25 protein-coding genes are annotated in these 22,818 nt (G+C 53.9%); 5 read left to right on the top strand and 20 right to left on the bottom strand.

The features are described 5' to 3' along the window. Positions 1-4 precede the first annotated feature (4 nt). From KNP75_RS01255 to KNP75_RS01235, 5 genes are all read right to left on the bottom strand, one after another. On the bottom strand, positions 5-520 hold the full coding sequence (locus tag KNP75_RS01255; RefSeq protein ID WP_215189428.1) for a GNAT family N-acetyltransferase: 516 nt from the start codon (positions 518-520) through the stop codon (positions 5-7). Between the two features lie 46 nt (positions 521-566). After that, the gene (locus KNP75_RS01250; RefSeq protein ID WP_138858750.1) at positions 567-995 is read right to left on the bottom strand and encodes a hypothetical protein; all 429 of its coding nucleotides are present in this window, start codon (positions 993-995) and stop codon (positions 567-569) included. Then, positions 992-1,411 carry a YwiB family protein gene (locus KNP75_RS01245; protein WP_215189426.1) on the bottom strand — a complete coding sequence of 140 codons (420 nt, stop codon included), beginning with the start codon at positions 1,409-1,411 and terminating at the stop codon, positions 992-994. The genes KNP75_RS01250 and KNP75_RS01245 overlap by 4 nt, the downstream gene beginning before the upstream one ends. A gap of 117 nt (positions 1,412-1,528) precedes the next feature. Then, entirely contained in the window at positions 1,529-2,188 is a 660-nt protein-coding gene (locus KNP75_RS01240) for a Type 1 glutamine amidotransferase-like domain-containing protein (RefSeq protein WP_215189424.1), read from the bottom strand. 93 nt (positions 2,189-2,281) lie between these two features. Beyond that, positions 2,282-3,991 carry a glycoside hydrolase family 13 protein gene (locus KNP75_RS01235; RefSeq protein WP_285800830.1) on the bottom strand — a complete coding sequence of 570 codons (1,710 nt, stop codon included), beginning with the start codon at positions 3,989-3,991 and terminating at the stop codon, positions 2,282-2,284. A 214-nt stretch (positions 3,992-4,205) separates the two neighbouring features. On the opposite strand from KNP75_RS01235, the gene KNP75_RS01230 reads away from it, so the two are divergent. Then, the gene (locus tag KNP75_RS01230) at positions 4,206-4,670 is read left to right on the top strand and encodes a GNAT family N-acetyltransferase (RefSeq protein ID WP_034779301.1); all 465 of its coding nucleotides are present in this window, start codon (positions 4,206-4,208) and stop codon (positions 4,668-4,670) included. A 47-nt stretch (positions 4,671-4,717) separates the two neighbouring features. Continuing rightward, positions 4,718-5,482 carry a MerR family transcriptional regulator gene (locus KNP75_RS01225; RefSeq protein WP_215189422.1) on the top strand — a complete coding sequence of 255 codons (765 nt, stop codon included), beginning with the start codon at positions 4,718-4,720 and terminating at the stop codon, positions 5,480-5,482. A 26-nt stretch (positions 5,483-5,508) separates the two neighbouring features. On the opposite strand, the gene KNP75_RS01220 is transcribed toward KNP75_RS01225, so the two are convergent. The 6 genes from KNP75_RS01220 to KNP75_RS01195 are packed head-to-tail and all read right to left on the bottom strand — an operon-like array spanning position 5,509 to position 11,756. Beyond that, positions 5,509-6,162: a hypothetical protein gene (locus KNP75_RS01220; protein WP_215189420.1), complete on the bottom strand. Its 654-nt coding sequence runs from the start codon at positions 6,160-6,162 to the stop codon at positions 5,509-5,511. 35 nt (positions 6,163-6,197) lie between these two features. Further along, positions 6,198-7,199: a polysaccharide deacetylase family protein gene (locus KNP75_RS01215; protein ID WP_215189418.1), complete on the bottom strand. Its 1,002-nt coding sequence runs from the start codon at positions 7,197-7,199 to the stop codon at positions 6,198-6,200. A gap of 19 nt (positions 7,200-7,218) precedes the next feature. Then, positions 7,219-7,803, bottom strand: coding sequence for a hypothetical protein (locus KNP75_RS01210; RefSeq protein ID WP_215189416.1), 585 nt, complete (start codon positions 7,801-7,803; stop codon positions 7,219-7,221). Between the two features lie 12 nt (positions 7,804-7,815). Then, positions 7,816-8,958, bottom strand: coding sequence for a DegT/DnrJ/EryC1/StrS family aminotransferase (locus KNP75_RS01205; RefSeq protein WP_215189415.1), 1,143 nt, complete (start codon positions 8,956-8,958; stop codon positions 7,816-7,818). Then, a complete protein-coding gene (locus KNP75_RS01200) occupies positions 8,955-9,806 on the bottom strand; it encodes an NAD-dependent epimerase/dehydratase family protein (protein WP_167491737.1) in 852 nt (283 codons plus the stop codon). The genes KNP75_RS01205 and KNP75_RS01200 overlap by 4 nt, the downstream gene beginning before the upstream one ends. Before the next feature lie 30 nt (positions 9,807-9,836). Next, positions 9,837-11,756: a polysaccharide biosynthesis protein gene (locus tag KNP75_RS01195; protein WP_215189413.1), complete on the bottom strand. Its 1,920-nt coding sequence runs from the start codon at positions 11,754-11,756 to the stop codon at positions 9,837-9,839. 418 nt (positions 11,757-12,174) lie between these two features. On the opposite strand from KNP75_RS01195, the gene KNP75_RS01190 reads away from it, so the two are divergent. Continuing rightward, positions 12,175-12,927, top strand: a complete 753-nt coding sequence (locus KNP75_RS01190; protein WP_034779320.1) for a homing endonuclease associated repeat-containing protein — start codon at positions 12,175-12,177, stop codon at positions 12,925-12,927. Between the two features lie 36 nt (positions 12,928-12,963). Here the strand turns inward: KNP75_RS01190 and KNP75_RS01185 are convergent, their stop codons facing one another. The 4 genes from KNP75_RS01185 to speE all read right to left on the bottom strand — a co-directional run bounded on the left by KNP75_RS01185 (position 12,964) and on the right by speE (position 16,196). Then, the gene (locus tag KNP75_RS01185) at positions 12,964-13,914 is read right to left on the bottom strand and encodes a sodium-dependent bicarbonate transport family permease (RefSeq protein WP_215189411.1); all 951 of its coding nucleotides are present in this window, start codon (positions 13,912-13,914) and stop codon (positions 12,964-12,966) included. 193 nt (positions 13,915-14,107) lie between these two features. Continuing rightward, positions 14,108-14,476: a Na-translocating system protein MpsC family protein gene (locus KNP75_RS01180; RefSeq protein ID WP_034779329.1), complete on the bottom strand. Its 369-nt coding sequence runs from the start codon at positions 14,474-14,476 to the stop codon at positions 14,108-14,110. 2 nt (positions 14,477-14,478) lie between these two features. Further along, complete coding sequence (gene speB / locus KNP75_RS01175; RefSeq protein WP_034779331.1) at positions 14,479-15,360, bottom strand: agmatinase; 882 nt, start codon at positions 15,358-15,360, stop codon at positions 14,479-14,481. Then, a complete protein-coding gene (gene speE / locus KNP75_RS01170; protein WP_215189409.1) occupies positions 15,357-16,196 on the bottom strand; it encodes a polyamine aminopropyltransferase in 840 nt (279 codons plus the stop codon). Before speE ends, speB begins: the two co-directional genes overlap by 4 nt. A gap of 205 nt (positions 16,197-16,401) precedes the next feature. Between speE and KNP75_RS01165 the strand changes: the two genes are divergently transcribed. Further along, positions 16,402-17,322 carry an EAL domain-containing protein gene (locus tag KNP75_RS01165; RefSeq protein ID WP_215189407.1) on the top strand — a complete coding sequence of 307 codons (921 nt, stop codon included), beginning with the start codon at positions 16,402-16,404 and terminating at the stop codon, positions 17,320-17,322. A gap of 39 nt (positions 17,323-17,361) precedes the next feature. Here KNP75_RS01165 and KNP75_RS01160 read toward each other — a convergent pair whose 3' ends face one another. After that, positions 17,362-17,505, bottom strand: a complete 144-nt coding sequence (locus tag KNP75_RS01160) for a hypothetical protein (RefSeq protein ID WP_161787553.1) — start codon at positions 17,503-17,505, stop codon at positions 17,362-17,364. Between the two features lie 134 nt (positions 17,506-17,639). Between KNP75_RS01160 and cls the strand changes: the two genes are divergently transcribed. After that, a complete protein-coding gene (cls, locus tag KNP75_RS01155) occupies positions 17,640-19,169 on the top strand; it encodes a cardiolipin synthase (protein WP_215189405.1) in 1,530 nt (509 codons plus the stop codon). On the opposite strand, the gene KNP75_RS01150 is transcribed toward cls, so the two are convergent. The 4 genes from KNP75_RS01150 to KNP75_RS01135 form a co-directional block, all read right to left on the bottom strand. Beyond that, positions 19,145-19,678: a TVP38/TMEM64 family protein gene (locus tag KNP75_RS01150; RefSeq protein ID WP_215189403.1), complete on the bottom strand. Its 534-nt coding sequence runs from the start codon at positions 19,676-19,678 to the stop codon at positions 19,145-19,147. The two genes, cls and KNP75_RS01150, sit on opposite strands and share 25 nt — an antisense overlap. 58 nt (positions 19,679-19,736) lie before the next feature. Next, entirely contained in the window at positions 19,737-20,999 is a 1,263-nt protein-coding gene (locus KNP75_RS01145; RefSeq protein WP_034779341.1) for a dicarboxylate/amino acid:cation symporter, read from the bottom strand. 157 nt (positions 21,000-21,156) lie between these two features. Next, on the bottom strand, positions 21,157-21,660 hold the full coding sequence (locus tag KNP75_RS01140) for a YwhD family protein (RefSeq protein WP_034779343.1): 504 nt from the start codon (positions 21,658-21,660) through the stop codon (positions 21,157-21,159). Positions 21,661-21,717: 57 nt separating this feature from the next. Then, positions 21,718-22,770, bottom strand: a complete 1,053-nt coding sequence (locus tag KNP75_RS01135; RefSeq protein ID WP_215189401.1) for a DUF871 domain-containing protein — start codon at positions 22,768-22,770, stop codon at positions 21,718-21,720. Between the last annotated feature and the right edge of the window lie 48 nt (positions 22,771-22,818).

The following is a 22,818-nucleotide window of genomic DNA, read 5'->3' as shown; positions in this document are numbered from 1 at the left end:
CATGTCACCCCTTCAGTTCAATCCAAAACCGCTCGACAATTTTCCCGCCTTCCGCTGTGAACGGCGTGTCCGGCACGCCGCCATTGTTCAAAATGACTCGGCGTGACGCTTCGTTCGTCCGGTCGCACGTAATCAACGCCCGCTCGATCCCGAGTTCTTTCGCTTTCTCGAGTGCGAGTTCGAGCTGTTTCGTAGCGAGACCCCGTCCGCGGGCACTCGGCTTGATGCCGTACCCGATGTGTCCCCCAAAGTTGAGGAGGTTGTCATTCAATTCGTGACGGATATTCGCCGCCCCGAGCAACTCGTGCCCATCCGTCAGCCAATACGTCGTGCTCGGTACCCAACTGACGTTGTTCACCCGTACTTCTTTATCACGAATCTGTTTAACGTACGACGCAAAGTCAGACGCGTCACGGTCGACGGCGTTCGGGACGATCGTCTCGGAGCGTTCCCGCCATTCCTTTAAAAAATCGAGCACGTTCGCTTCCTGCTCCATGGATATCTTCACTAGTCGCAACATAACGCTTCCCCCTATTTTTATGTATAGAAAAGACCGCAAAGCGGCCTTAATCTTCGAGTCCTAATCGTTTTGGCATCTGCGGGGCGAGCTCACGTGCCTCGTCAAGACGGCCCGCTTCGACGAGCGTATGGAACCGTAAAAACTCCTCGTGCGTCGCGTCACCGATCGCCGCCAAGTAGTCGATGTAGCGGTCGTATACCGATCTATCTTCCGGTCGCGCTTCAATCAAGGCGACGTAAAGCCGGACCGTGTCTTCCCCGTAAAGAAGCGGGAACTCATCGTTCAATTGGAGCAATTTATCGACCGAGTCCATATCGACGCCAGTCTCGTTATCGTAGTGCCCGACGACCTGTTCGGCGTGGTCCTCGAGGCGGCCGCGCCACTCTTCATATTCGTCCTCATTCGTCTCGAGCATCTCGAACCAATCCTCGTTCAACATCTCTTCAATCTTTCTCACGCGTTCTGCAAAGTTCATGCTTCGTCTCCTCCTTCAAACGTCCACGTGACGTCGACTACATAGTTACCTGCCAAGTCATCGTTCATCGACAACTCGTAGGCGAAGCGGCAACGTCCGTCCGCGACATCGAGCCGCTCCGTCATCGTCGCCATCGTCATCGACATGTATGGGTTTTTATATAGGCTTTGGGTCAAGCGCCCTTCAATAAAGGAATGATTCATCTCAATCGGTCCTTTACAGATGAGCGCGAGCCGGCCCGTCGTATATTTGATCGTTGTCGGCACGACGCCGTCTTCTCGTTCTTGATCGAACGTCAAGACGAAGCCGGTCTTCAACTCATAATAGAGCCCGTCGGCTTGCAGCTCAATCGGCTCCTCGATTTCACTGATCATTGTCTTTTGGCGCACACGTACGCGTTTCGGTTCAATTGCCATGGTGAGTCCCCTTTCCGCTGTCCCATCGTACCATATCTCGCGAATGGTCCGGAATCGGTAACTTTTTCTTTCCCGGTTCGCACGTGCTTCACACGTTGGACGCGGTCGTTCGTTTCGTTAAAACTTCAGCCAAGTCCCTTCCGAAATCACGTCGACCCGTCCGTCGACGACTCGAATCGCCGTCTCGTCATCGATGGCGTAGCTCGGACCAGTCAACATGCCTGCCCATTCGGTCGCATGCTCAGACGTGTTCTCCGGTAACATCTCATGATCGAGGTGAGGGAAAATCGAGAAATCGACATACCCCAGTGTCTCATCGCCCTGCTCGCCCGGTGCCTGCCAACCGACAAACGCCTCCCCAATTCGCGGGGTCATGACCATGCTGCCGGCGCTCAGACCGACGTAGACACCCTTCCATTCCGGCAACAGCTGGGCGATACCAGACTGCTTCATCCAATAATGCAAGAACAGCGGGTCGCCTCCGTTGACCAACAGTACATCTGCCTCGTCAAACGCCGGTCTCCAAACTGCAGCGTCGAGATTCGGAAGGGCGCTCAATTCGAGGACCCCGACCGATTTCCACCCTAACTCACACATCGGCGTCGAAAAATCACCGTTGAAAAAGTTCCAGGCATGATTCGTCCCACCCGGCAACGCGTAAATCGCGGTCGGGATACAAAGGGCGGTGCACTCCTCAATCGGTTTCCCTAGCAACTCGAGCAACGCCTGTTTAATCCGCTCATTTTTGATACCGGCCGATGTCAGTAATAATCTCAATCCAATCCCTCCTCATCATTTCTATAAATAAATTCGTGCTCATTCGTTATTTCCCTGTGCTCAAAAAAAGACCGCACAGAGGCGGCCTTCGGATTAACTCAATTTATAGACGCGACCTTCGAACGGCTTCAAATGAAGCAGTGTCGTCTCGTCATGCGGCTCGAGCGGCATGTTTTTCAAGACGACGTCTTCTGAGCGAAGCGTGATCTCCGTCGCAAAGATGGCTTCTTTTCCTGTCAAATTCGTCATGACGAGGTATTGCGAGTCACCGAGCGTGCGTGTGTACGCGTAAATCTCTGGGTGCTCCGGCAAGACGATGTCATACGTCCCATAGACGAATGTCTCATCTTGCTTGCGAAGACGAATCATCTCTTTATAGAAGTTGAGAATCGAGTCGTCGTCTTCGAGCTGGGCGTCGACGTTGATGTCCGTGTAGTTCGGGTTGATGCCGAACCACGGCGTCTCCGCGAACGTGAAGCCCGCGTTCGGTCCCGAGTTCCACTGCATCGGTGTGCGCGTGTTATCCCGTGACGAGTTCCACGTGATGTCCATCATCTCGTCATGGCTCTTGCCATGCTCGAGACCGATGTAATAGCGGTTACGTGTCGCGATATCGTCATACTGGTCGATCGAGTCGAACTTCACGTTCGTCATACCGATCTCTTGGCCTTGATAGATGAACGGCGTCCCTTGCATGAGGAAATACATCATCGCGATCGACTTGGCGCTCTCTTTCCAATAGCGCTCGTCATCGCCCCATGACGACACGGTCCGTGTCTGGTCGTGGTTCTCGACATAGAGGGCGTTCCAGCCGTCTGCTTCGAGACCTTTTTGCCATTTCGTGAGGACGTTCTTCAAGTGGACGACGTCGAGCTTCGACTCGGCGTCTTCACGCCAAAGACCCATGTGTTCGAATTGGAACACCATGTTCATCTTGCCTTCCTTCTCGCCGACCCAAAGGTGGGCATCGTCAGGCGAGACGCCGTTCGCTTCACCGACCGTCATGATGTCGTGCTTGTTGAACGTCTCGTCGCGAAGCTCTTCCAAATAGTCGTGAATCCCGTCGACGTTCATGTGCATCTCGAACGATGGCACGAAGTCGAGGCCTTCCGGGTTCGGCAAATCGCCGAACGACGGGTGTTTGCGGATGTGGCTGATTGCATCGACACGGAAACCGTCAATCCCCTTGTCGAGCCACCAGTTGATCATGTTGTACACCGTCTGGCGCATCTCGGCGTTCTCCCAGTTCAGGTCCGGCTGTTTCTTCGAGAAGACGTGCAAGAAGTATTGTTCCGTCGTCTCGTCAAACTCCCAAGCCGACCCGCCAAAAATTGACTCCCAGTTGTTCGGTTTCGAGCCGTCGGGTTTGCCGTCACGCCAAATGTACCAGTCACGCTTCGGATTGTCTTTCGAGCTCTTCGATTCGATGAACCATGGGTGCTCATCCGACGTATGGTTGACGACGAGGTCTAACAGCAATTTCATGCCGCGCGCATGGACTTCCGTCAACAGACGGTCGAAATCTTCCATCGTCCCGAACTCGTCCATGATGGCTTGATAGTCGCTAATGTCATAGCCGTTGTCATCATTCGGCGATTTGTACATCGGACAAATCCAGATGACGTCGACGCCGAGGTCTTTCAAGTAATCGAGTTTGTCGATGATGCCTTGAATATCGCCAATCCCGTCCCCGTTCGCATCATAAAAACTGCGCGGGTAGATTTGATAAGCGACAGCTTCTTTCCACCAGTTTCGTTTCAGTGTTTTCGTTTGTGTGTGTTGGTCACGTTGTAAAAGTTGCATGTGTCAATGATACTCCCTTGTCCCTAAACTCACTGCGCATCCTATATACTAATATCAGTGCTGTTGTCTCTTTATCTCGTTAGCGCAATCGTTTGCACGATTGCAGTAAGTTTATCTTACCAAAAATCATTCCACGACACAAAGATGTTTTCAACAGCTTACTCATCGTGTACCCTACACGAATTTGAAATGAAATGAAAGTGAGGCGACTTACATGATCCGTTTGGCCACACAGGCCGATCTCTCGGCAATCGATCAACTGATTTTAACGAAAGCGCAATCGTTTCGGGCCGCTGGAAAAACGCAATGGCAAAAATATTTAGAGCCGAGTCGGACCGATTTTGTGACCCATGACGTCACGAACGGAACCGTCTATGTATACGAAGCGAACGGAGACATCGCCGGGTCGGTCAGCTTGATCCCACCGACGTCTTGGGACGAAAACTTGTGGGACGATCCTGACGCGGCCGTCTATTTACATCGCCTCGTCGTCGATGACCGGATGAAAGGCCGACAAGTCGGTGAACAGTTGATGCGTTATGCGCTTGCAGCGACGTCGGATCGAGTTCGCCTCGACTGCGTCGCCACGAATCACTTCTTGAACGCCTATTATCCCCGCTTCGGCTTCAATTATGTCGGCGAACGAGATGGATTCTCTTTGTTCGAAAAAGAGGCTTGACCTTGACGCGACGTCAACGTGTACGCTGACTTCAAGGAGGTGAGGACATGTACACGATTCAACAACTCGCGACACTCTCTGGCACGACCACAAGGACGTTGCGTCATTATGACGCCGTCGGTCTGCTCGTCCCGGAACGTGACGTCAACGGCTATCGGCGCTACTCGTCGCATGATGCCGAGCGGTTGCAGACGATTCTGCTGTATCGTTCGCTCGACTTCCCGCTCGAGACGATTCAAGGCTTACTCGAAGCCGAACCGTTCGATCGGACCCGTGCCCTCGAGGAGCAAGTGACCGCCCTGCGCGCGAAAGCCGCCTATTTTGCGACACTCGCCGAGACGGCGGAATCGACGCTCACCTCACTGAGAGGAGGAATTCCAATGGAAGACAAATCGTTGTTCAAGGGATTATCGTTTGACGAACTGAAAGCCCATGAAGCGAAGCACGAGGCGGAGACAGAAGAACGTTGGGGCGAGAGCGAGGCGTACAAGACGTCACGTGCGCGCGCCGACAAGCGATCGAAAGAAGACTGGGAAGCGCTCAGTCAACAACAAGTCGATCTCGTCAAGCCGCTCGTCGACTTGTTCACTGCCGGCGTCCCGGTCGAAGACCCGCGTGTCCAAGCGGCCGTCCGGGCGAACCACCTGTTCATCAATGACCAGTTTTATGACTGCTCGCTCGACATGTTCAGCGGACTCGCTCAGATGTACGTCATGGACGAGCGTTTCACCGCGTTCTATGACAAGTACGCGCCAGGACTGGCCGTCTATTATAATGACGCCATCCAACACTACTGCATCACCCAAAGCTAAACGGCCAAAGCATCGCGCTTTGCCCGTTATTTTGCCGTTCGACGGTCATACACATCTTCCTTTAGCAATAACTCGATTTGACGTCTCAAGAGCGGGAGCGCCGTCGTGAGCTGCAAGTACGGATACGTGGCAAAATTATCCGTCCCGCCGATGTAGAGCACGGCCCGGTCGACCACGGACCAGCCCCGCTCGGTCCACTGTTCGATTCGTGCCTCACAGACGTCCGGTTTGGCCCGGAACGCCCAGTACGCTTGGAGTTGTCCTTCTGCCATCGTCGGTGCGACCGTCAATACCGGACAGTCGAATCGGGCGAGGACGCTCGGGTCAATCGGCCCCGTCTCATGGGTGACGATGAGCTGCGGGTCGAGACGATCGAGCCACATCGTCGTCTTCGTATCGTTCAATGAGGTGACACGTAGAATGTGGTGGAACGGAATTGGCTCATCGTTCAATGGATAGCGACCTTTCAGTTCTCGGATCCGCGCCCGGCTCGAAAGGCGCATGACAGGCGACGTCAGCCGGACGTATATATGCGTCAGCCAATGCTTGATGGATTCCGGACGATGCTCGCTCGGTCCATCTTCCTGAATGACATGGGTCACCCCTAAGTTGCGGATCGCATGATAGACGTAGGCAGATGTCCGGTGTTCTCCAATGAGTAGTACGATCGGTCGGCCCATTTTGTCCCTCCCCTTTCTCTTCCTCCGAACGCCTCTCATCCGTGTCGCTCCTGCGTCGAGACGACGGCCGGGCGGCAACGGTCCGCCACTTCTTCCATCGATAAACTTTCAAATTGATACGTTTGATGCAACGTTTCATAATGGGCGATGATTTCACCCAACAAGGCCATGTTTTCGGATACATGTTTGCCAAAGTTGTGCGGGTGCCACCAAAGATGGAACACTTCCCCCCGTTTGGCCGCATGCGTCATGCTCCGTTTGATGCGCCGCACTTTGAGTCGGTCGAGGAAGCGAAGCGCCGGCACGTAAGGTCGAAGGAATCGGCTCGATGGGACGTTATAAGGAGATGATTGCCGAATGGCTGCCCACGAGACCGTATGGTGCCCCGTCAAATTGATGTAGGCATCAAGCAGACGAAGGGCCCGTCGACCTAACCCCTCATCCCCTCTCGCATCGGCCCGATAAATGTAATGGGTCTCATTGCCGCGATAGACATCGATTCCGACTTCTTGCGCCGCTTGGAAATGCGCCGGGCTCGATTGATTGCGCGGATAGACGATGCTCTGAATGGGTAAGTCGCGACGTGCGGCCACCCGCTTCGCCGCCTCGAGATCGGCCTTGAACGCCTCGATGGTCACTCCTTCTTCTAAACAAGATAGATGACAATACGTATGCGTCCCGATGGTTTGCCCAGGCGTCGCCGCGATTTGATCGACGAGTGATTTCCCGAAGTGATACGGGTCGACCGCCTCGTCCGCCCCGACGTGCTGCATCCAATTGTATGAAGAATATTCGGGATGCCGATACGCCGGTTGAATCGTCGGCAAGTCTTTCAATAGCTCTGCTTTCGTCTCATAGAACAGGAATCCGACCGTCGCCCAAGTCGCATGAATCTGGTGCGCGGCAAACAAGTCGAGCAAGCTCGGCACGACTTGCCGGACCCCGAGTAGATTCTCGCCATACGCCTCAATCGTCGTACCGTCAAACGTGCCCCAGTTCAATTCAAAATCTAGTGAGATGACAAACGCTCCGTTCATCGAGACCCCTCCTCTGTCTTCACTTCTTTCCTTCACACGACTCACGAAGCTCTAGTTCGGCGAGCGCCCGTTTCCAGGAGCCGTACCGCCGGGATACTTTGGCGACACTTGGTCGTCTATGTTGTTTCGCCCATTTTTGATAGGTGATCGCGTTGAATGGCACGACGACCCGACTTGCTTCTAGCAAAGATTGGACGATTTCTGCTTTTTCACGTTCTGGCTGGACGGTAAAATGGAGCTCCTCTAGACGCTCTACCGTTTTCACGGCCAGACTCCAAGACCCGAAATGGGAAATAATATCACCTAGGGAAGGACCGGTATGATCTTTGACCCATTGTTGGTAATGGGTGCTCGTCAACTTCCCTTCCTGTTCAAGTGCGAGCCGAAGCGCTGCAACGAGTTCTTGTTGGGTATAGTGCTTTCGGGCTTCTAAGAGGCCGGCTGCCTTCAAGGCACCGGTCCATGACCCGTAAAAATTGAGAACGTCGAGAAATGTCGGGACGTCCCGGTCTCGGCTCCAGAGCTGATATTGTTTAACCGTGAGGGTCGGAGTCAGAGATGCAGCGGCTCGAAGCGCTTGAATGATCTCTGCTTCCCGGTTCATCGTTCGTCCTCCTCAGACACTTTGTTCCGTGACGATCGAGCGCGTATCGAGCACGGTCTGGATGACTTGCTGTTGTTCCCCGAGGGTCAAGTCGGATCCCGATGGAAGGCAGATCCCATTCTCGAACAGACGCCGACTGACATCTTCTCCATCGACCGTCACATATTCGGCATCGCGATACACCGGTTGCAGATGCATCGGTTTCCAGACAGGACGGGATTCGATGCCGGCACTAGCGAGTCGCTCCATCACCGTGTCACGGTGCAAGTCTGTCTGATCCAACTGCATGGCGGTCAGCCAACGATTGGCCCGTGAGTGCGGGACTTCTTGCTGATACGTCGTCCCGAGCTGACGGAACATATGCTCATAGCGGGCGAACACGCGACGTCGTGCTTGAACGCGCTGTTCAATCACTTCGAGCTGTCCCCGACCGATCCCGGCCGAGACGTTGCTCAATCGATAGTTATAGCCGACTTGTTCGTGCTCATAATGCGGCGCGTCTTCCCGAGCTTGCGTGGCCAACTTGAGCGCCAACTGTCTCGTTTCCTCATTCGGCACCATGAGCATGCCGCCGCCTGATGTCGTGATGATTTTATTGCCGTTGAACGAATAAAACCCGATGTCCCCGATGGTTCCCGTCATTTGCCCGTGCCACGTCGAGCCGAGTGATTCGGCCGCGTCCTCGATCAACGGGACACTGAACTCACGACAGATGTGGCGAATCTCACCGATTTTCGCGACGACGCCGTACAGGTGGACGACGATGACCGCTTTCGGAAGCTTTCCTTTCGTCGCGGCTTGGACGAGCGCTTTCCGAAGCGCGTCTGGCGACATATTCCACGTCGTCGTTTCCGAGTCGATAAAGACCGGAATGGCGCCGACGTAACGGATTGGATTGACCGATGCGACGAACGTGAGTGACTGACAGAAGACCGTGTCCCCTGTCCCGACGCCGAGCGTAAGTAGCGCCAAATGGAGGGCAGCCGTCCCTGAGCTTGTCGCCAAGGCATACGGATGGTCTGCGTAAGCGGCCACTTCCGCCTCAAACGCGTTGACGTTTGGCCCAAGCGGGGCGATCCAATTGCTCGCGAACGCCTCTTCGATGTAGGCCATCTCACGGCCCGACATATGGGGCTTCGATAATAGGATGTTCATTTGATGCCCTCCTTCATCATGGTTTTATACGAGATATACCAATCGACGACTTGCTCGAGTCCTTCAAACAGCGATGTGCTCGGGCTGAAGCCGATCAGCGTGTCGAGCGTCGGGACGGCCGACTGCCGAAGTACCGACTCGCGCATCGGCAACGACGTCTTCGCCGATTTGTTGAGGATATGTCCGATGTCGGACAGTAACGTTTGGACGTTCACGTAGTCGGAGGCCGGAATTTGGAAATATCCGACTGGCGACATCCCGGTTTGAATCAAGCGAAGCAAGCGGACGACCGATTCGACGACATCATCGATATAGGAGACGTTGATGATATCCGTCGCGTAATACCCTGAGAGTCGGACACCGCGGTCGACGGCGACAATGGCCTTTGACACTAGCGTCGAGGCATCGTCCCAAGGTCCGAAGACGTCTTCTGTGAACAGATGGATCACCGGACGTTCCCCGTCTTCCTGTTTTACAGGCAAGTCGAACGTGATGAACGATTCAACCGGGACCCGTTTCGTTTGGATGGCGATGTAGCGTTTCATCAACTCGTAACGTTCCAGCGGCTCTTCACTTCCGTTATGGCGACGGGTCGAACATAAGATGATGTGTCTCGGTTCGTGTCGATTCAAGACGCTGCGCATGACTGTCTTGTTCGCGAGCGTTGAACGAATCAAATGGAACTGCGGGTGGGTGAGAACGTAGAGCCGCTGTTTGGCGATTCGCGTCTTGTGCCGCCCTTCATCGTCAATCCCGACGACATCAAACCCTTCCTGCAATAGCCGACGTGCGATATGAAACCCTTGGAAACTGGCTACCCCGACAATAAGAACCGTTTGATCGACCATCATTCTCCCCCTCTTCACTCGTTATGACCTTCAATTTCCGTCAGCGAGGCGTGTCCCGGCAATGTGAGGACGCATTCGCTTCACGCCATGTGTAAAGAGACGATCGATGTCTCGGTCGAGGTCGTCACTATTGGCGATAAAGAGCAACAGGTAGGTCAGGGCCTCTTGGTCGTCTCGTAACGTCTCAATCAGATGCAGCACGGAAGCGACGGTCGTGAAGGGACGGGTCCGGCCGACAAAGATTTTGGGGAAGACGTTCGCTTCTGGACCGAGTTCGCTCGCGGCGAGCAATTCTTCATATAACTTCTCACCCGGACGAATGCCGGTGACTTCAATGTCGATCTGTTCGGTCGTAAAACCACTCAACTCGATCATTTTTTTCGCCAAGTCGATGATTTTGACCGGCTCGCCCATGTCGAGCACGAAAATCTCTCCCCCTCTGGACAAGACGCTCGCTTGGATGACGAGCCGGCTCGCTTCCGGGATGGTCATGAAGTAGCGGGTCATCTCAGGGTCGGTGACAGTGACCGGTCCGCCCCGGAGAATCTGTTCTTTAAAGAGCGGTACGACCGAGCCACGACTGCCTAAGACATTTCCGAAGCGTACGACTGCGAAGATCGTCTCGCTCGTTCGGGCTTTCTCTTGGACGACCATCTCGGCGATTCGTTTTGTCGAGCCCATCACGTTCGTCGGGTTGACCGCCTTGTCGGTCGAGACCATGATGAAGCGGCTCACGTTATGCCGGGCCGCGACATCGACCATATGTTTTGTCCCGTAAATATTGTTTTTGACGGCTTCGAGCGGATTGTCTTCCATGAGCGGCACATGTTTATGAGCGGCGGCATGATAGACGATGTCTGGCTGGTACGTACGGAACACATCTTCGAGCCGAGCTTCGTCTTGCACATCCCCGATGACCGGGTGCAGAATCGTCTCCGTGCCGAGCCCACGCAACTCTCGCTCGATCAAGTAAATGCTGTTCTCCCCATGACCGAGGAGAATCATTTCTGCCGGGGCGAATTTGATCAATTGGCGACACAACTCCGAACCGATGGAGCCGCCGGCGCCAGTGACGAGCACGGTCGCGCCTTCGACATGGCGAGATATTCCAGATATGTCCAATTGAACCGGCTCACGTCCGAGCAAATCCTCGATTTTCACTTCGCGAATCTCGTTGATGGAGACTTTTCCGGTCGCCAGTTCCGAAATCATCGGCAAGGCGTGGGATTCGGCTCCTGTCTTCTCGATTCGTTTCAGCAAGGCGAGACGCCGTGTATAAGACAAGCTTGGAATGGCCAAAATAACCACTTCGATACCATGCTCTTGAATGATGCGTTCCAAATCGTCCGTCATCCCGAGGACCGGGACGCCGTGGACGTAGAGTGCCTGCAGTTGCGGGTTGTCGTCGAGCAGACCGACGACGCAGAGGACGGTCGTCCGATGCTCTTTCAACTCGCGGACAATCAACTGGCCGGAATCCCCGGCTCCGATGATGAGTGCTTTTCGTCCCGGATGGTTCGAATGGGGTTTGAACACGTCAAACACATGGTTGCGGGCTAAGAAGCGGGTGAACAAAATCAGGTTGAATGCGAGCAAACCTTGTACGGCGATGATCATCCCAAGGCCAGCCCCGAAGTGGAACTGGTTGTAGGCGTACAACACCAAATCACTGCTCAGTAAGGCGATGGCGACTTGTTTCATCTCATGGACCGAAGCGTAACGCCAGTCGATGCGATGAATCTTCAAGACGCTCCCGACGAGACTGAAGCTGACGATTTTAATGGCGACCATCATCAACATCTCGCTCGATTCGAGTGCCGCGTACGACGTGATCGTGGAGAACATCAGTTCAAACGTCGCGTACAATACAAACGAGACGATCAAGATGTCGAGACATAAAAAGAGCAAATTGCGTTGATTCTTCCGATAGACATTCACAAGTGTTGCCATGGTAGTTCGCACCTCCAAGAGTCTGAGTTGTTCGTTCGTGGTGTAAGTTGGAATGCGCAAAAGATGCGTCGATGCTAGTAAACTACCCGACTATCCTCAACAAGTTTAAAGATAAAACGAGCTTTTTCTCATTAACGACATAGATGCGAAAAAGGAGTTCACGAAATTATTATCATGATTTCATTCACATAATGAATAATTGTCGGACAAACGGGAAATGGAAATACATATAACCCGAATTGGGTATCGTTTACATTATTTTGAACTTAGCTAAAACGCCAAATAAGGAGGTAGAAATCGATCGTAAGCATCCTTTTTGACTAGCTCGTTGACTCTTCAACCAATACATGCTGTTCATTCACACCAAGAGACCTTCCGAGACGCTCACTGCGTCTCCCTCCAAAGGAGAGACACCAAGATGAAAAAATGGACACGCCCTCAAATCGTACAAGCGTTGCAGTTAGCTGCTCAAGAACATGCCGAGCTCGATTCGAAACGGTATAGTGTATGGTCGCAAACCAAAAATGTCCCGTCCCTTTCCACCGTCATCCATCAGTTCGGGTCTTGGCGCGAGGCGCTCGCCGCTGCCCAAATCCAAATGTCGTTCCATTACTACTCGGATGAAGACATCCTCCGCGCGTTGAATCAAGCCGCCGAGGAGTTACCGCTCTTCACGAGCCAAACGTATCGGGAATGGTCGAAAGTGACACGCTCCCCGTCGCTCACGTTGATCAGCAGCCGTTTCGGTTCTTGGTCGAACGCGCTCCGGGAAGCGAAACTTCAGACGACCGCCGCGAAAAACAATGAAGAGCGCATCATCCAAGCCTTGATTGAAGCGTCCGAAGAACTCGAACGTCTCACGTCCCAGCATTACGCCATCTGGGCCCAAGAACGCGGTTATCCGACAGTCGCAACAATCGCCCGGAAATATGGATCTTGGAGCTACGCCTTGTTCGTCCTCGACATCGCCCCGCCGAAACGGAAATGGGACGAAGAAGATGTCATCGAGGCCCTCCGCGTCGCGAAACATGAATTGTCACACTTCAGCATTCTCCATTACCGGAAATGGGCCGAGGGACGCAACGTGCCGAGCACGTCGACCATCAACGCCCTCTTCGGCAGTTGGACGGCCGCATTAAAATGCATGGAAGAACAGACGATCACCCAATAACAAAAGCCCTGTCTCACGATGAGACAGGGCTTTTGTTCAAGTGACGATTGAAATGAATAGCGGGATGCCGATGAGCAAGTTGAACGGGAACGTGACGGCGAGGGCGAGCGTCAAATAAAACGACGGTTCCGCCTCCGGGACCGATGCTTGGAGCATGGCCGGTGCGGCGATGTACGACCCGCTCGCCGCGAGCGTCATAAGCAGAATCGTTCCCCCAACAGACAGTCCAGCCATTCCGGCAGCGAGAAAACCGATGGCCGCGCCGACGAGCGGAAACGTCATCCCGACGACTAAAAACTTCATCCCGTACGACGGTAGCGTCTTCAGCTGATGACCGACCTTTACGCCGAGGCTGAGCAAGAACAACAACAACACGCCTGGGAACAAATCGACAAAAAACGGGGTTAATGCCGACGTATCCGGGGTGACCAGCCCGACAATGAGACCAGCCAAAAGCAGCAAGATGCTTTTCGAGAGCAGACTGTCACGGATGACGGTGAGCGATTGGGTCGGTGCGGCCGTAATGCCGAGGACGCGGCTTTGATTGTATAACAACAGCGCGACGACGAGACCCGGAATCTCGAGGACGACGACGAGTGTTGTCATGAACGGCTCATAACTGATGCCGAGACGTTCGAGCTGGGCCGTCGCGGCGACGTACGTCACAAGCGAGACCGAACCGAACGTCGCGGCCATGGCAATGCGCTCCGGAAACGTGAACTTCAAGAACGCTCCAAGGCCAAACGCGACGAGCGGAAGTACGAGACCAAGCACGAGCGTGACGGCGAGCGGGAACGCCAACTCGTCCATCGATACCGAGGCGAGCCCCATCCCTCCTTTCAATCCGATGGCAAGCAGTAAGTATAGGTTGAGCGTGATGCTGAGTGACTCAGGAATCTTCAAATTCGATTTGCCGAGAGCGGCAATCACACCTGTCACGAATAGGAGCACCGGGGCACTCGTCAATAAAAACATCAATTGTTCCATCTTTTCCTCCTGGACGACAAAAGCGCACACCAAAGAGAGGTGTGCGCTGCATGCCGACGGCTCGAACACGTTCGCTCCGTCTAGCCGACAACTGTCGGGTATTTAGTTCGTCAGCTCCGGGACAGGACGACGGGAATGTCGCACGGACACTTCCCAATCCTGAACCGTCTCTGCTTCTAGTGTAAAAATGTCGTCACGGCTTGTCAATCCCGCCATCCCATGGTGCATCAAGTCGAAAGACGATGAGGCGTTCCCCTGTCTTCGTGCTGATATCCGTGTGAAGCGAGACGAGACGCCGACCGAGCACGTCATGTAAAATCGCCTCGAGTTGGGCTCGCCCTGATTCGACGAGGTTATTGCGATATTTCTTCAATTGCTCACGACCGGCCGACTTGGCGGCCAGTTCGTACTCGGCCGGGGTCAAGACGCCCTGAAGCGTCACGATGGCCAAGTCGCGGAGCAGGTCTGCTTTACACGTCAATGAGCCGCGCCCGAGATACTCTTTCTCCCATTGGGTGATCCGAGCACTCAGTTCCATTTCGAGCTGACCTTTTTTCGGCATCGTTACTTCACGAATCCAATCATCATCTCGCGAAGGATCTTCGCGGCGGCGATGGCCGTCATGTCCGATTGGTCATATGCTGGTGACACTTCGACGAGATCGGCACCGATGATGTCGATGTCGGCGTTCGCGATGGCGTGCACTGCTTCAAGCAATTCTTTCGTCGTGATGCCACCGATTTCTTGCGTACCCGTTCCCGGGGCCGCCGATGGGTCGAGGACGTCGATGTCGATCGTGACGTACACTTTCTTCCCAGCGAGCGTCGGTAACACGCGTTTGAGCGGTTCAATCACTTCATATTTATACATGTTATAGCCGACTTCTTTGACCCAGTCGAACTCTTCTTTCATCCCAGAACGAATTCCGAACGAGTAGCAGTTCGACGGTCCGATGAGTTCGGCCGCTTTTTTGAGCGGTGTCGAGTGCGACAATGGCTCACCTTCATAGTCGTCACGGAGGTCCGTGTGCGCATCGAGGTGCAAGATGACGAAGTCATCCCCATACGCATCATGCATCGCCTTGATGACCGGCCATGTGACGAGGTGTTCTCCCCCCATCCCGAGTGGGAACTTGCCTTCTTTGATGATGTCTTTGACGAACGACTCGATCATGTCGAGTGACTTCTGGGCGTTTCCGAACGGGAGCGGGATATCGCCGGCGTCATAGACGGCGGCTTCCGTCAAATCACCATCAAGATAAGGGCTATATTCTTCGAGTCCGATCGAGACTTCACGGATTCGGTTCGGACCGAAGCGTGAGCCTGGACGGAAACTGACCGTCCAGTCCATCGGCATACCGTAAAGGACCGTCTTCGCGTCCGTCACTTCCGGCAAGCTCGCGATAAACACTTTACCTGAGTAGGCTTCATCGAAACGTTTAATCATTTCGTCAAGTCCTCCACAAATTTAGGAAGGACGAATGCCGCATTATGAAGTTTAGGCGTATAGTATTTCGTCTCGATGTCATGGAAACGCTCGGCCGGCACTTGTTCTGGGTCGTACTGTTTCGAGCCGATCGTGAACGTCCACATGCCGCTCGGATACGTCGGTACGTTCGCCGTGTAGAGCTTCGTGATTGGGAAAATCTCTTTCACGTCACGCTGAACCGTTTGGATGAGCTCTGGCGTGAACCATGGGTTGTCCGTCTGCGCGACGAAGATTCCATCTTCTTTGAGCGCTCTCGAGATACCGGCGTAGAATCCTTTTGTGAACAAGTTGGCCGCTGGGCCGACCGGTTCTGTCGAGTCGACCATGATGACGTCATACTCGTTCTCTGATTCGGCGATATGCATGAAGCCGTCACCGACGATGACTTCAACACGCGGGTTGTCGAGTTCGCCTGCGATATTTGGTAAGTATTTCTTCGAATATTCAATGACTTTCCCGTCGATGTCGACGAGAACTGCTTTTTCGACTGATGGGTGTTTCATAATTTCACGGATGACGCCACCGTCTCCGCCACCGACAACGAGCACATGCTTCGGATTCGGGTGTGTGAAGAGTGGGACGTGAGCCACCATCTCGTGATAGACGAATTCGTCCTTATCCGTCGTCATGACCATTCCGTCAAGCAACAACATTGTTCCGAACTCGTCCGTTTCGACCATTTCTAGTCGTTGAAACTCCGTTTGTTCGCTCTCATAAACGTGGTTTACACGGAACGTGATTCCGTAATCTTCTGTTTGGTGCTCCGTAAACCATAATTTTAATTTTTGGTCCATCGATAGAACCCCTTTCTGTTCAAAAAGTTGTTCGTATGCGAGTGGCGTTTTGAGGCGCTTCTTATTCATACGATAGGAAGTATACAAAAACTGTACCCATTTTGCACGATTTTTTTATTTATTTACCTCGATGTGTGAGTTTTAGGTGAGTTTTGTCCGATAAACTGATTAAAGAGTATTTCGATTATTTGAAAGGAGGGATCCTATGTGGTCTCCTTGTACCGCCTGCTCCACGACCATCCCATTTTTTGAACGGGGCCTCGTCGTCGTCAATGACAAGCCCCACCCGTACGACTCATTTGACGAATTGACGCAACGCCTCGCCGCTGTCGAGGAAGACGTGTACTGTGTCGACCCGGCCACAAAACGCCAGACCGCCGTCGTCTCGGCGAGCGACCTGCTTGAACAAATCGCCAACCGCGACACAATCGAATTGATTCAACACGGTGACTTCGAGAGCCACTTGCAACCAATCGTCCATCTCGATACCGGTGAACGATTCGGTTACGAAGCGTTACTCCGCAGTCGCAATAACGTCTCTCCCGGAGAACTGTTCCGCGCGGCCAACCGTTTCGGCCTGCATTCCAAACTCGACCAGCGCGCTCGCGCCGAGGCGATTAAGGCGACCTATCATGCCGTCGCCCCGCACGAGAAGACGTTCATCAACTTCTTGCCGTCGACGATTTATAACCCGGACTATTGTCTGCAACACACGTTCGAGATTATCGATCAATACGGGCTCAGTCCAGACCGTTTCATCTTTGAAGTCGTCGAGACGGAGAAAGTGCAAGACGTCGCCCATTTGCAACATGTGTTCTCTACATATAAGAAGCGTGGTATGAAAGTCGCCCTCGACGATGTCGGGGCTGGCTTCTCGACGCTCGATATGTTGAAGCGACTTGAGCCCGACTATGTCAAAATCGACCGGTCGTACATCTCCTTCTGCGACCAAGACGCCGAGAAACGAGCGTTCTTGAAAAACGTACGTCAATTGACACGCTCAATGGGCATCACCATCCTCGCCGAGGGCATCGAACGCCCCGAAGAAGTCGACGTCTGTCGCGAACTCGGGTTCGACCTCGCCCAAGGCTATTACTTTGGTAAACCGTCCCCTTATGCGCTTTGACGCAATGAAGGCCTAGAGCACCCGCTCTAGGCCGTTTTTTTAATCCTCGTCTTCCTCTTCGTCCATGTCTTCTTGCATCTCTGTATCTTCATTGTTCATCGGTTCTTCCTCTGCTCCCCCGCAAGCCCCGAGGATGATGCCCGTCGCCAACAGCGACGCGGCCAATGCACCTTTCTTTTTCATCATGAACACCCCTTTTTTACATTGTGTCGTACAGTACGGTTAATTCCCTCGCGCTTCATGCTGAAACGTTTTTTTAGGTTAAGAACGTGTAAACGGTGGAATGAATCTAGTGATGACAACTGAACAGAAAGAAGGTGTACTTGTTGAAACGACGCGTCTGGCAACTCCTCATCATGATTGTACTTGGCATCTTCCTTCTTGGTTTGCTTTACTCGATCGATGGGCTCATCCCGTTCCTAATTGGGGCCGCCATTCTCATTCCACTCATCGTCGGCTGGCATATCTTATTTGACCATGTCCAACCGCAGGCCAAGCTCGCCTGGCTGCTCGCCGTCTTGTTCATTCCGTTCCTCGGTGCCCTCGCCTGGGTACTGTTCGGCCGAACACCTCGACGACACCGACGCATCAAACGGACCTCGACCGAGATTCGGATGTTCCGGCAAGCAATCGAGGCCGAACGGATCGAGACGGCAAACGACGTGTCGGATCGCTTTCCTCTCACGCGCACACTCGAGAAGCTCGGCGCGACCGGTGCGGATGGTCACACGTCGACGAAACTGCTCGTCAACGGCGAGGAAAAATTCGACGCGGTTATTAAAGATATTGAGCAAGCGACCCATCATATCCACGTCCAGTATTATCTATTCCGGACCGATGAAATCTCGCTCAAGATTCGTGACGCTCTCATTAAACGATCCAACGAGAATGTCACCGTCCGCTTTTTGTATGACGGCCTCGGCAGTCAAGAGATTAGCGAAGCGTTTCTCGAACCGCTCCGCGAGTCCCGTGTCCACGTCGAAGCGTTCGACCCGGTCGTCCACCCGCTCCTCGTCTTTAACGCCAACTTCCGCAACCATCAAAAGTTGATCGTCATCGATGGGCGAATCGCTTACACCGGCGGACTGAACGTCGGGGATGAATATCTCGGGAAACATAAAAAACTTGGATTTTGGCGTGATACCCATCTGCGCCTCGAAGGACCGCTCGTCCGGGAACTACAACGTTTGTTCGTCGAGAATTGGCTGTATGCCGGTCACGAAGACGATACAGAACGCTGGGACTTGTTCGCTGACAGCAAACATTTGCCAGAATACTTCATCGACGACCCGCAACCGGACAACGGGGCGACACAGCTACTCGTCACGTCTCCTGGAAAAGACGTCACGATCCGTGACGGGCTCATTACGCTTTTGATGGAGGCGAAGGAGTCGATTTGGATTACGACACCATATTTGATTCCGCCTCCCGAATTGCTCGCGCTGTTAGAAGTCGCCGGCCGGGGCGGCATCGATGTGCGAATCGTTGTCCCCGGAAAAGGAGACGAATGGTTCAGCTTCCATGCGACCGAATATTATTTCGAACAACTGCTCAAACGGAACATTCGGATTTATAAATACAATCGCCATTTCATCCATGCAAAAACCGTCCTCATCGATGGCAAGATTGCGCTCGTCGGGACGGCTAACTTTGATTTTAGGAGCATGTATTTGAACCACGAGATGACAATCGCCCAGTATGAGACGTCGTCCATCCAACAGCTGCAAGAAGCGTTCTTGAAAGACTTTGATGAGTCGATTCTCATCGACTGGTCAATGCTTCGCAAGAAATCGAGCGGCAAACGTTTCATCGAAGCGTTCTGTCATATCTTCTCGCCACTCCTTTGAGACAAACGCCAAACCGCATACAGGACGATGAGCAACGCGATGAGACCGAGTTGCCAACCCGCGGCCACGTGTAAGACCGCCGCGACCGCGAGCGCCTCGATCAACAATGCCGGCACTTTCCCAATCGTGCTCGCTACGGCGAAGGACGGGAGCGACATTCGGCTGAACGCGGCCGACAGCGTGACGAGTCCGGACGGTACGAACGGCATCAGCCTCAGCCCGAGGACAAGAAACCATGCCTCAACGCCATCTGCTTCGCGGAGCCGTTTCAAACGCTCCCCATCCGGTGACGTGAACCGGTGGAGCGCTTTGCGATAGAGAATAAAACTGAGCACAGCACCCACGGCCTCGCCGACGATAGAGACGGCGACGCCCGGTCCAAATCCTAGCAGTTGCACGTTCAGTGCCGTCAAAAATGCGCTCGGTAATATACCGGCGACGGCGATGAGCATATTCAACAAGATACTGATCACAACAAACAACGGGATCGGCAAAGCTGCCCATTCCATATAAAAACCTCACTTCATTTGAAAAGGCTGGCCCGTCAACGACGGGTCAGCCTTCTGTTTATTTTGCTTCGACTTCATCCCACGCGTCTTCGTCGACAGGTGGAAGGTGTTTCTCTTCAAGTTTCGAGACAACGACCGCGCATGTCGCGTCGCCGGTAATGTTGACCGACGTCCGGAGCATGTCGAGAATACGGTCGACACCGATGATCAGGGCAATCCCTTCGACCGGTAAGTTGACCGACTGCAAGACGAGCGCGAGCATGATGAGCCCGACACCAGGTACACCCGCCGTCCCGATCGAGGCGAGTACCGCTGTGATGACGACCGTCACGAGTTCGGTCATCGTCAAATCAGCCGCGAATACTTGGGCGATGAAAATCGTCGCGACCCCTTGCATGATCGCCGTCCCGTCCATGTTCACCGTCGCGCCGAGCGGCTGAACGAATGAGGAGATGGAACGCGGCACGCCGAGCTTCGTCTGGGCGAGTTCCATCGATACAGGGAGCGTCGCGTTCGAAGACGACGTCGAAAACGCGAGCGTGATCGCTTCGTAGAAGTTTTTAAAGAAGAAGACCGGACTCATCTTCCCGAGCAGGACGAGCGCCCCGCCGTAGACGAGTACCGAGTGTAAAAATAGCGTCAAGACGACCGCGAACATATACCACGCCATCGCTTTGACAGCATCGAAACCGATACCTCCGATGGCCGAGGCGATCAAAGCGAACGCGCCGTATGGGGCGAGCTTCATGACCAAGTGAATCAAGTGCATCATGATGCGGTCGCCTTGTTTGACGAAACGGCGCCACGTTTTGGCCCGTTCGCCGAGAGCGATCATCGCAAATCCGATGAGAGCCGCAAACACGATGATTTGAAGCATGTTGCCTTCAGCGAGCGCTTGAATCGGGTTCGTCGGAATCATGTTGACGAATGTCTGCACGATGTTTGACGACTCTTCAGCCGCACCCGATTCGAATTCAAGGTTTGCCGTTTGGAAGTCACCACGCTCTCCCGGTTTGATGACCGAAGCGACACCCATCGCCAAGATGATGGCGAGCGCCGTCGTCGTCAAGAAGAAGAGAAGCGCCTTCGATCCGACCCGACCGAGCTCTTTCGGGTCCCCGAGACCCATGACGCCGAGAATGATCGAGAAGAAGACGATCGGAACGACCAGCATTTTAATCAAGTTCAAAAATACAGTACCGACTGGGGAAAGGATATACGTATTGACGATGTCATATACGTTACCGGACAGACCGGCGAGCCCTAGCCCGACAAGGACCCCTAAGGCGAGGCCAATTAAAATTTTCTTCGTTTCACTCATCGTGTCACCCTTTCTTTTTTGCACAGTGCGTTTAGTATAGCATAATGCTGAATATTCATACAATTACGGTAAAATCACAACATCATAACAAGTTCATGTTCCCATCTTCACTTGAACGAAAACAAAAAAGATTGGAGACCAAAACGGTCCAATCTTTTCACTCGGCATCGAGACGCGCAAGTTCGGTTTGAAGTTCGGTCGATTGCTCCCAAATCTCAGGACGATGTTCTTTCAAAAACGCGGCTAGCACGTTGCGTGACGGAGCGTCCATCATATCGATGAGAATACGGCCTTTGAGCGATTTGTCCATCTGGTTGACGTGGTACGGCAACAGCTTGTATCCGCGCCGTGCCTCAAGGTCGACCGACATGTCACAGGCCGCGACACCGCCATAATAGAACCCTTCCGGCTTTCGACCGACCGTGACCCAGACGATCCAGTACGGTTTGCCGTTCGGCACCGCTTCCGGATCCGTCAAAAACTTGATGCGTTTCTCGATCGCCGATTTGGCATGCATGGCCCCCATATCGATGACCGCGGTCCCCGCCTCGACATCGATGATGACGGGAGACATATTGTTCAAACTGAGCGAACCGACCCCAAAACCGCCGTGGCCATCGGTCGAATCGTCAGCGACGATGTTAAAATTAATCTCTTTCATAGACTTCCCTCCCTCTCTACTGTACACAAAGACGAGGGAATGTGGCAATCCGGAACGTCAGCACCATTCAATCCGAAACGTCGTACCCGGTCCGATGGCACGGATGAGCGGCCGGTCTGCCTCGATGACCCGGCCGAGAACGTTGACTCGTGCATCAGGCGGAAGATCCCGTTTCGTCACTTGCATCTCGCCGGCATAGCGCCCGTAATCCGCATTATCGACCGTGATCGTCCCAAGCGGACGCGGTCTCGCATCCATCGGTTCAAGCAAGCGGTCGCCCGGTCGGCCGTAAGCCCGAGACTCGACCGAGCGGATGACGTCACGGGCCGGATCCATCCGGTTCGTCTGGACGCGATAGAAGGCGGCCTCGATCGTCGTCTCCGCTTCGGCCCGGAGGACGAGCATCCCGTCCGCGTGTGAGGCGAACTGTTCGATCGTCTCGTCGGCAAGTCCCGGATCGCCGATTAAAATGCGGTCGACCGAATCGGGGAGGTCCAAGTAACAAGCGAACGTCGATAACGTTCGATGGTCTTCGAGCGTCGGCAACCGTTCAAACAGCGGTCCGCGGAGCGACCCATCTCCCGGGATGAACGCTTGAACGCTCAATCCTTGGCGTTTCAACCAATCGTTCTTGGCATCGAACCAGTTTCGATCAAGCCCCGTCTCTGGGCGCGGATAGAAGTTGTGCCATGCCTCGACGTTGTCCGTCACGAGACCGTGCCGCCTCATCTCCGCGAGCTCACTTTCTGTGAGCGTGCTCGCGTTCAAGGCGACCGTCATCCGCGTCGACAAGTCGGCGACTTGTTTCGGGGTCACGCCGTAATCGACGCGCAGTCCGGTCACGCCCCACTCGACGAGCGTGTGGGCATCATCCCACGTTTTGCCGAGCGCGGCAAGCGACGTTGGCGCGATATCGGCGAACAGCTCCATGTCGAGTTCACGTGCGAGCATGCCGAGCTGTCGCAATCGTTCCGTATATACGGATGGATCGTCCTCTGGAATATGTAGGGACGTGAACATCGACGTAAAGCCAATCTCACGCATGCGTCCGACCCATGCCTTGAAGTTTGACGTGAGCGGTTCGCTCAAATATACCGATAATCCTTTCATCAGAAAACCTCCTCTTAAATGAAAAGGCGACTCCAAAGAGCCGCCTCG

This window comes from Exiguobacterium sp. s6, from assembly GCF_018618155.1.
Taxonomy (GTDB): domain Bacteria; phylum Bacillota; class Bacilli; order Exiguobacteriales; family Exiguobacteriaceae; genus Exiguobacterium; species Exiguobacterium mexicanum_A.
This window is presented reverse-complemented; position numbering and strand designations above follow the sequence as displayed.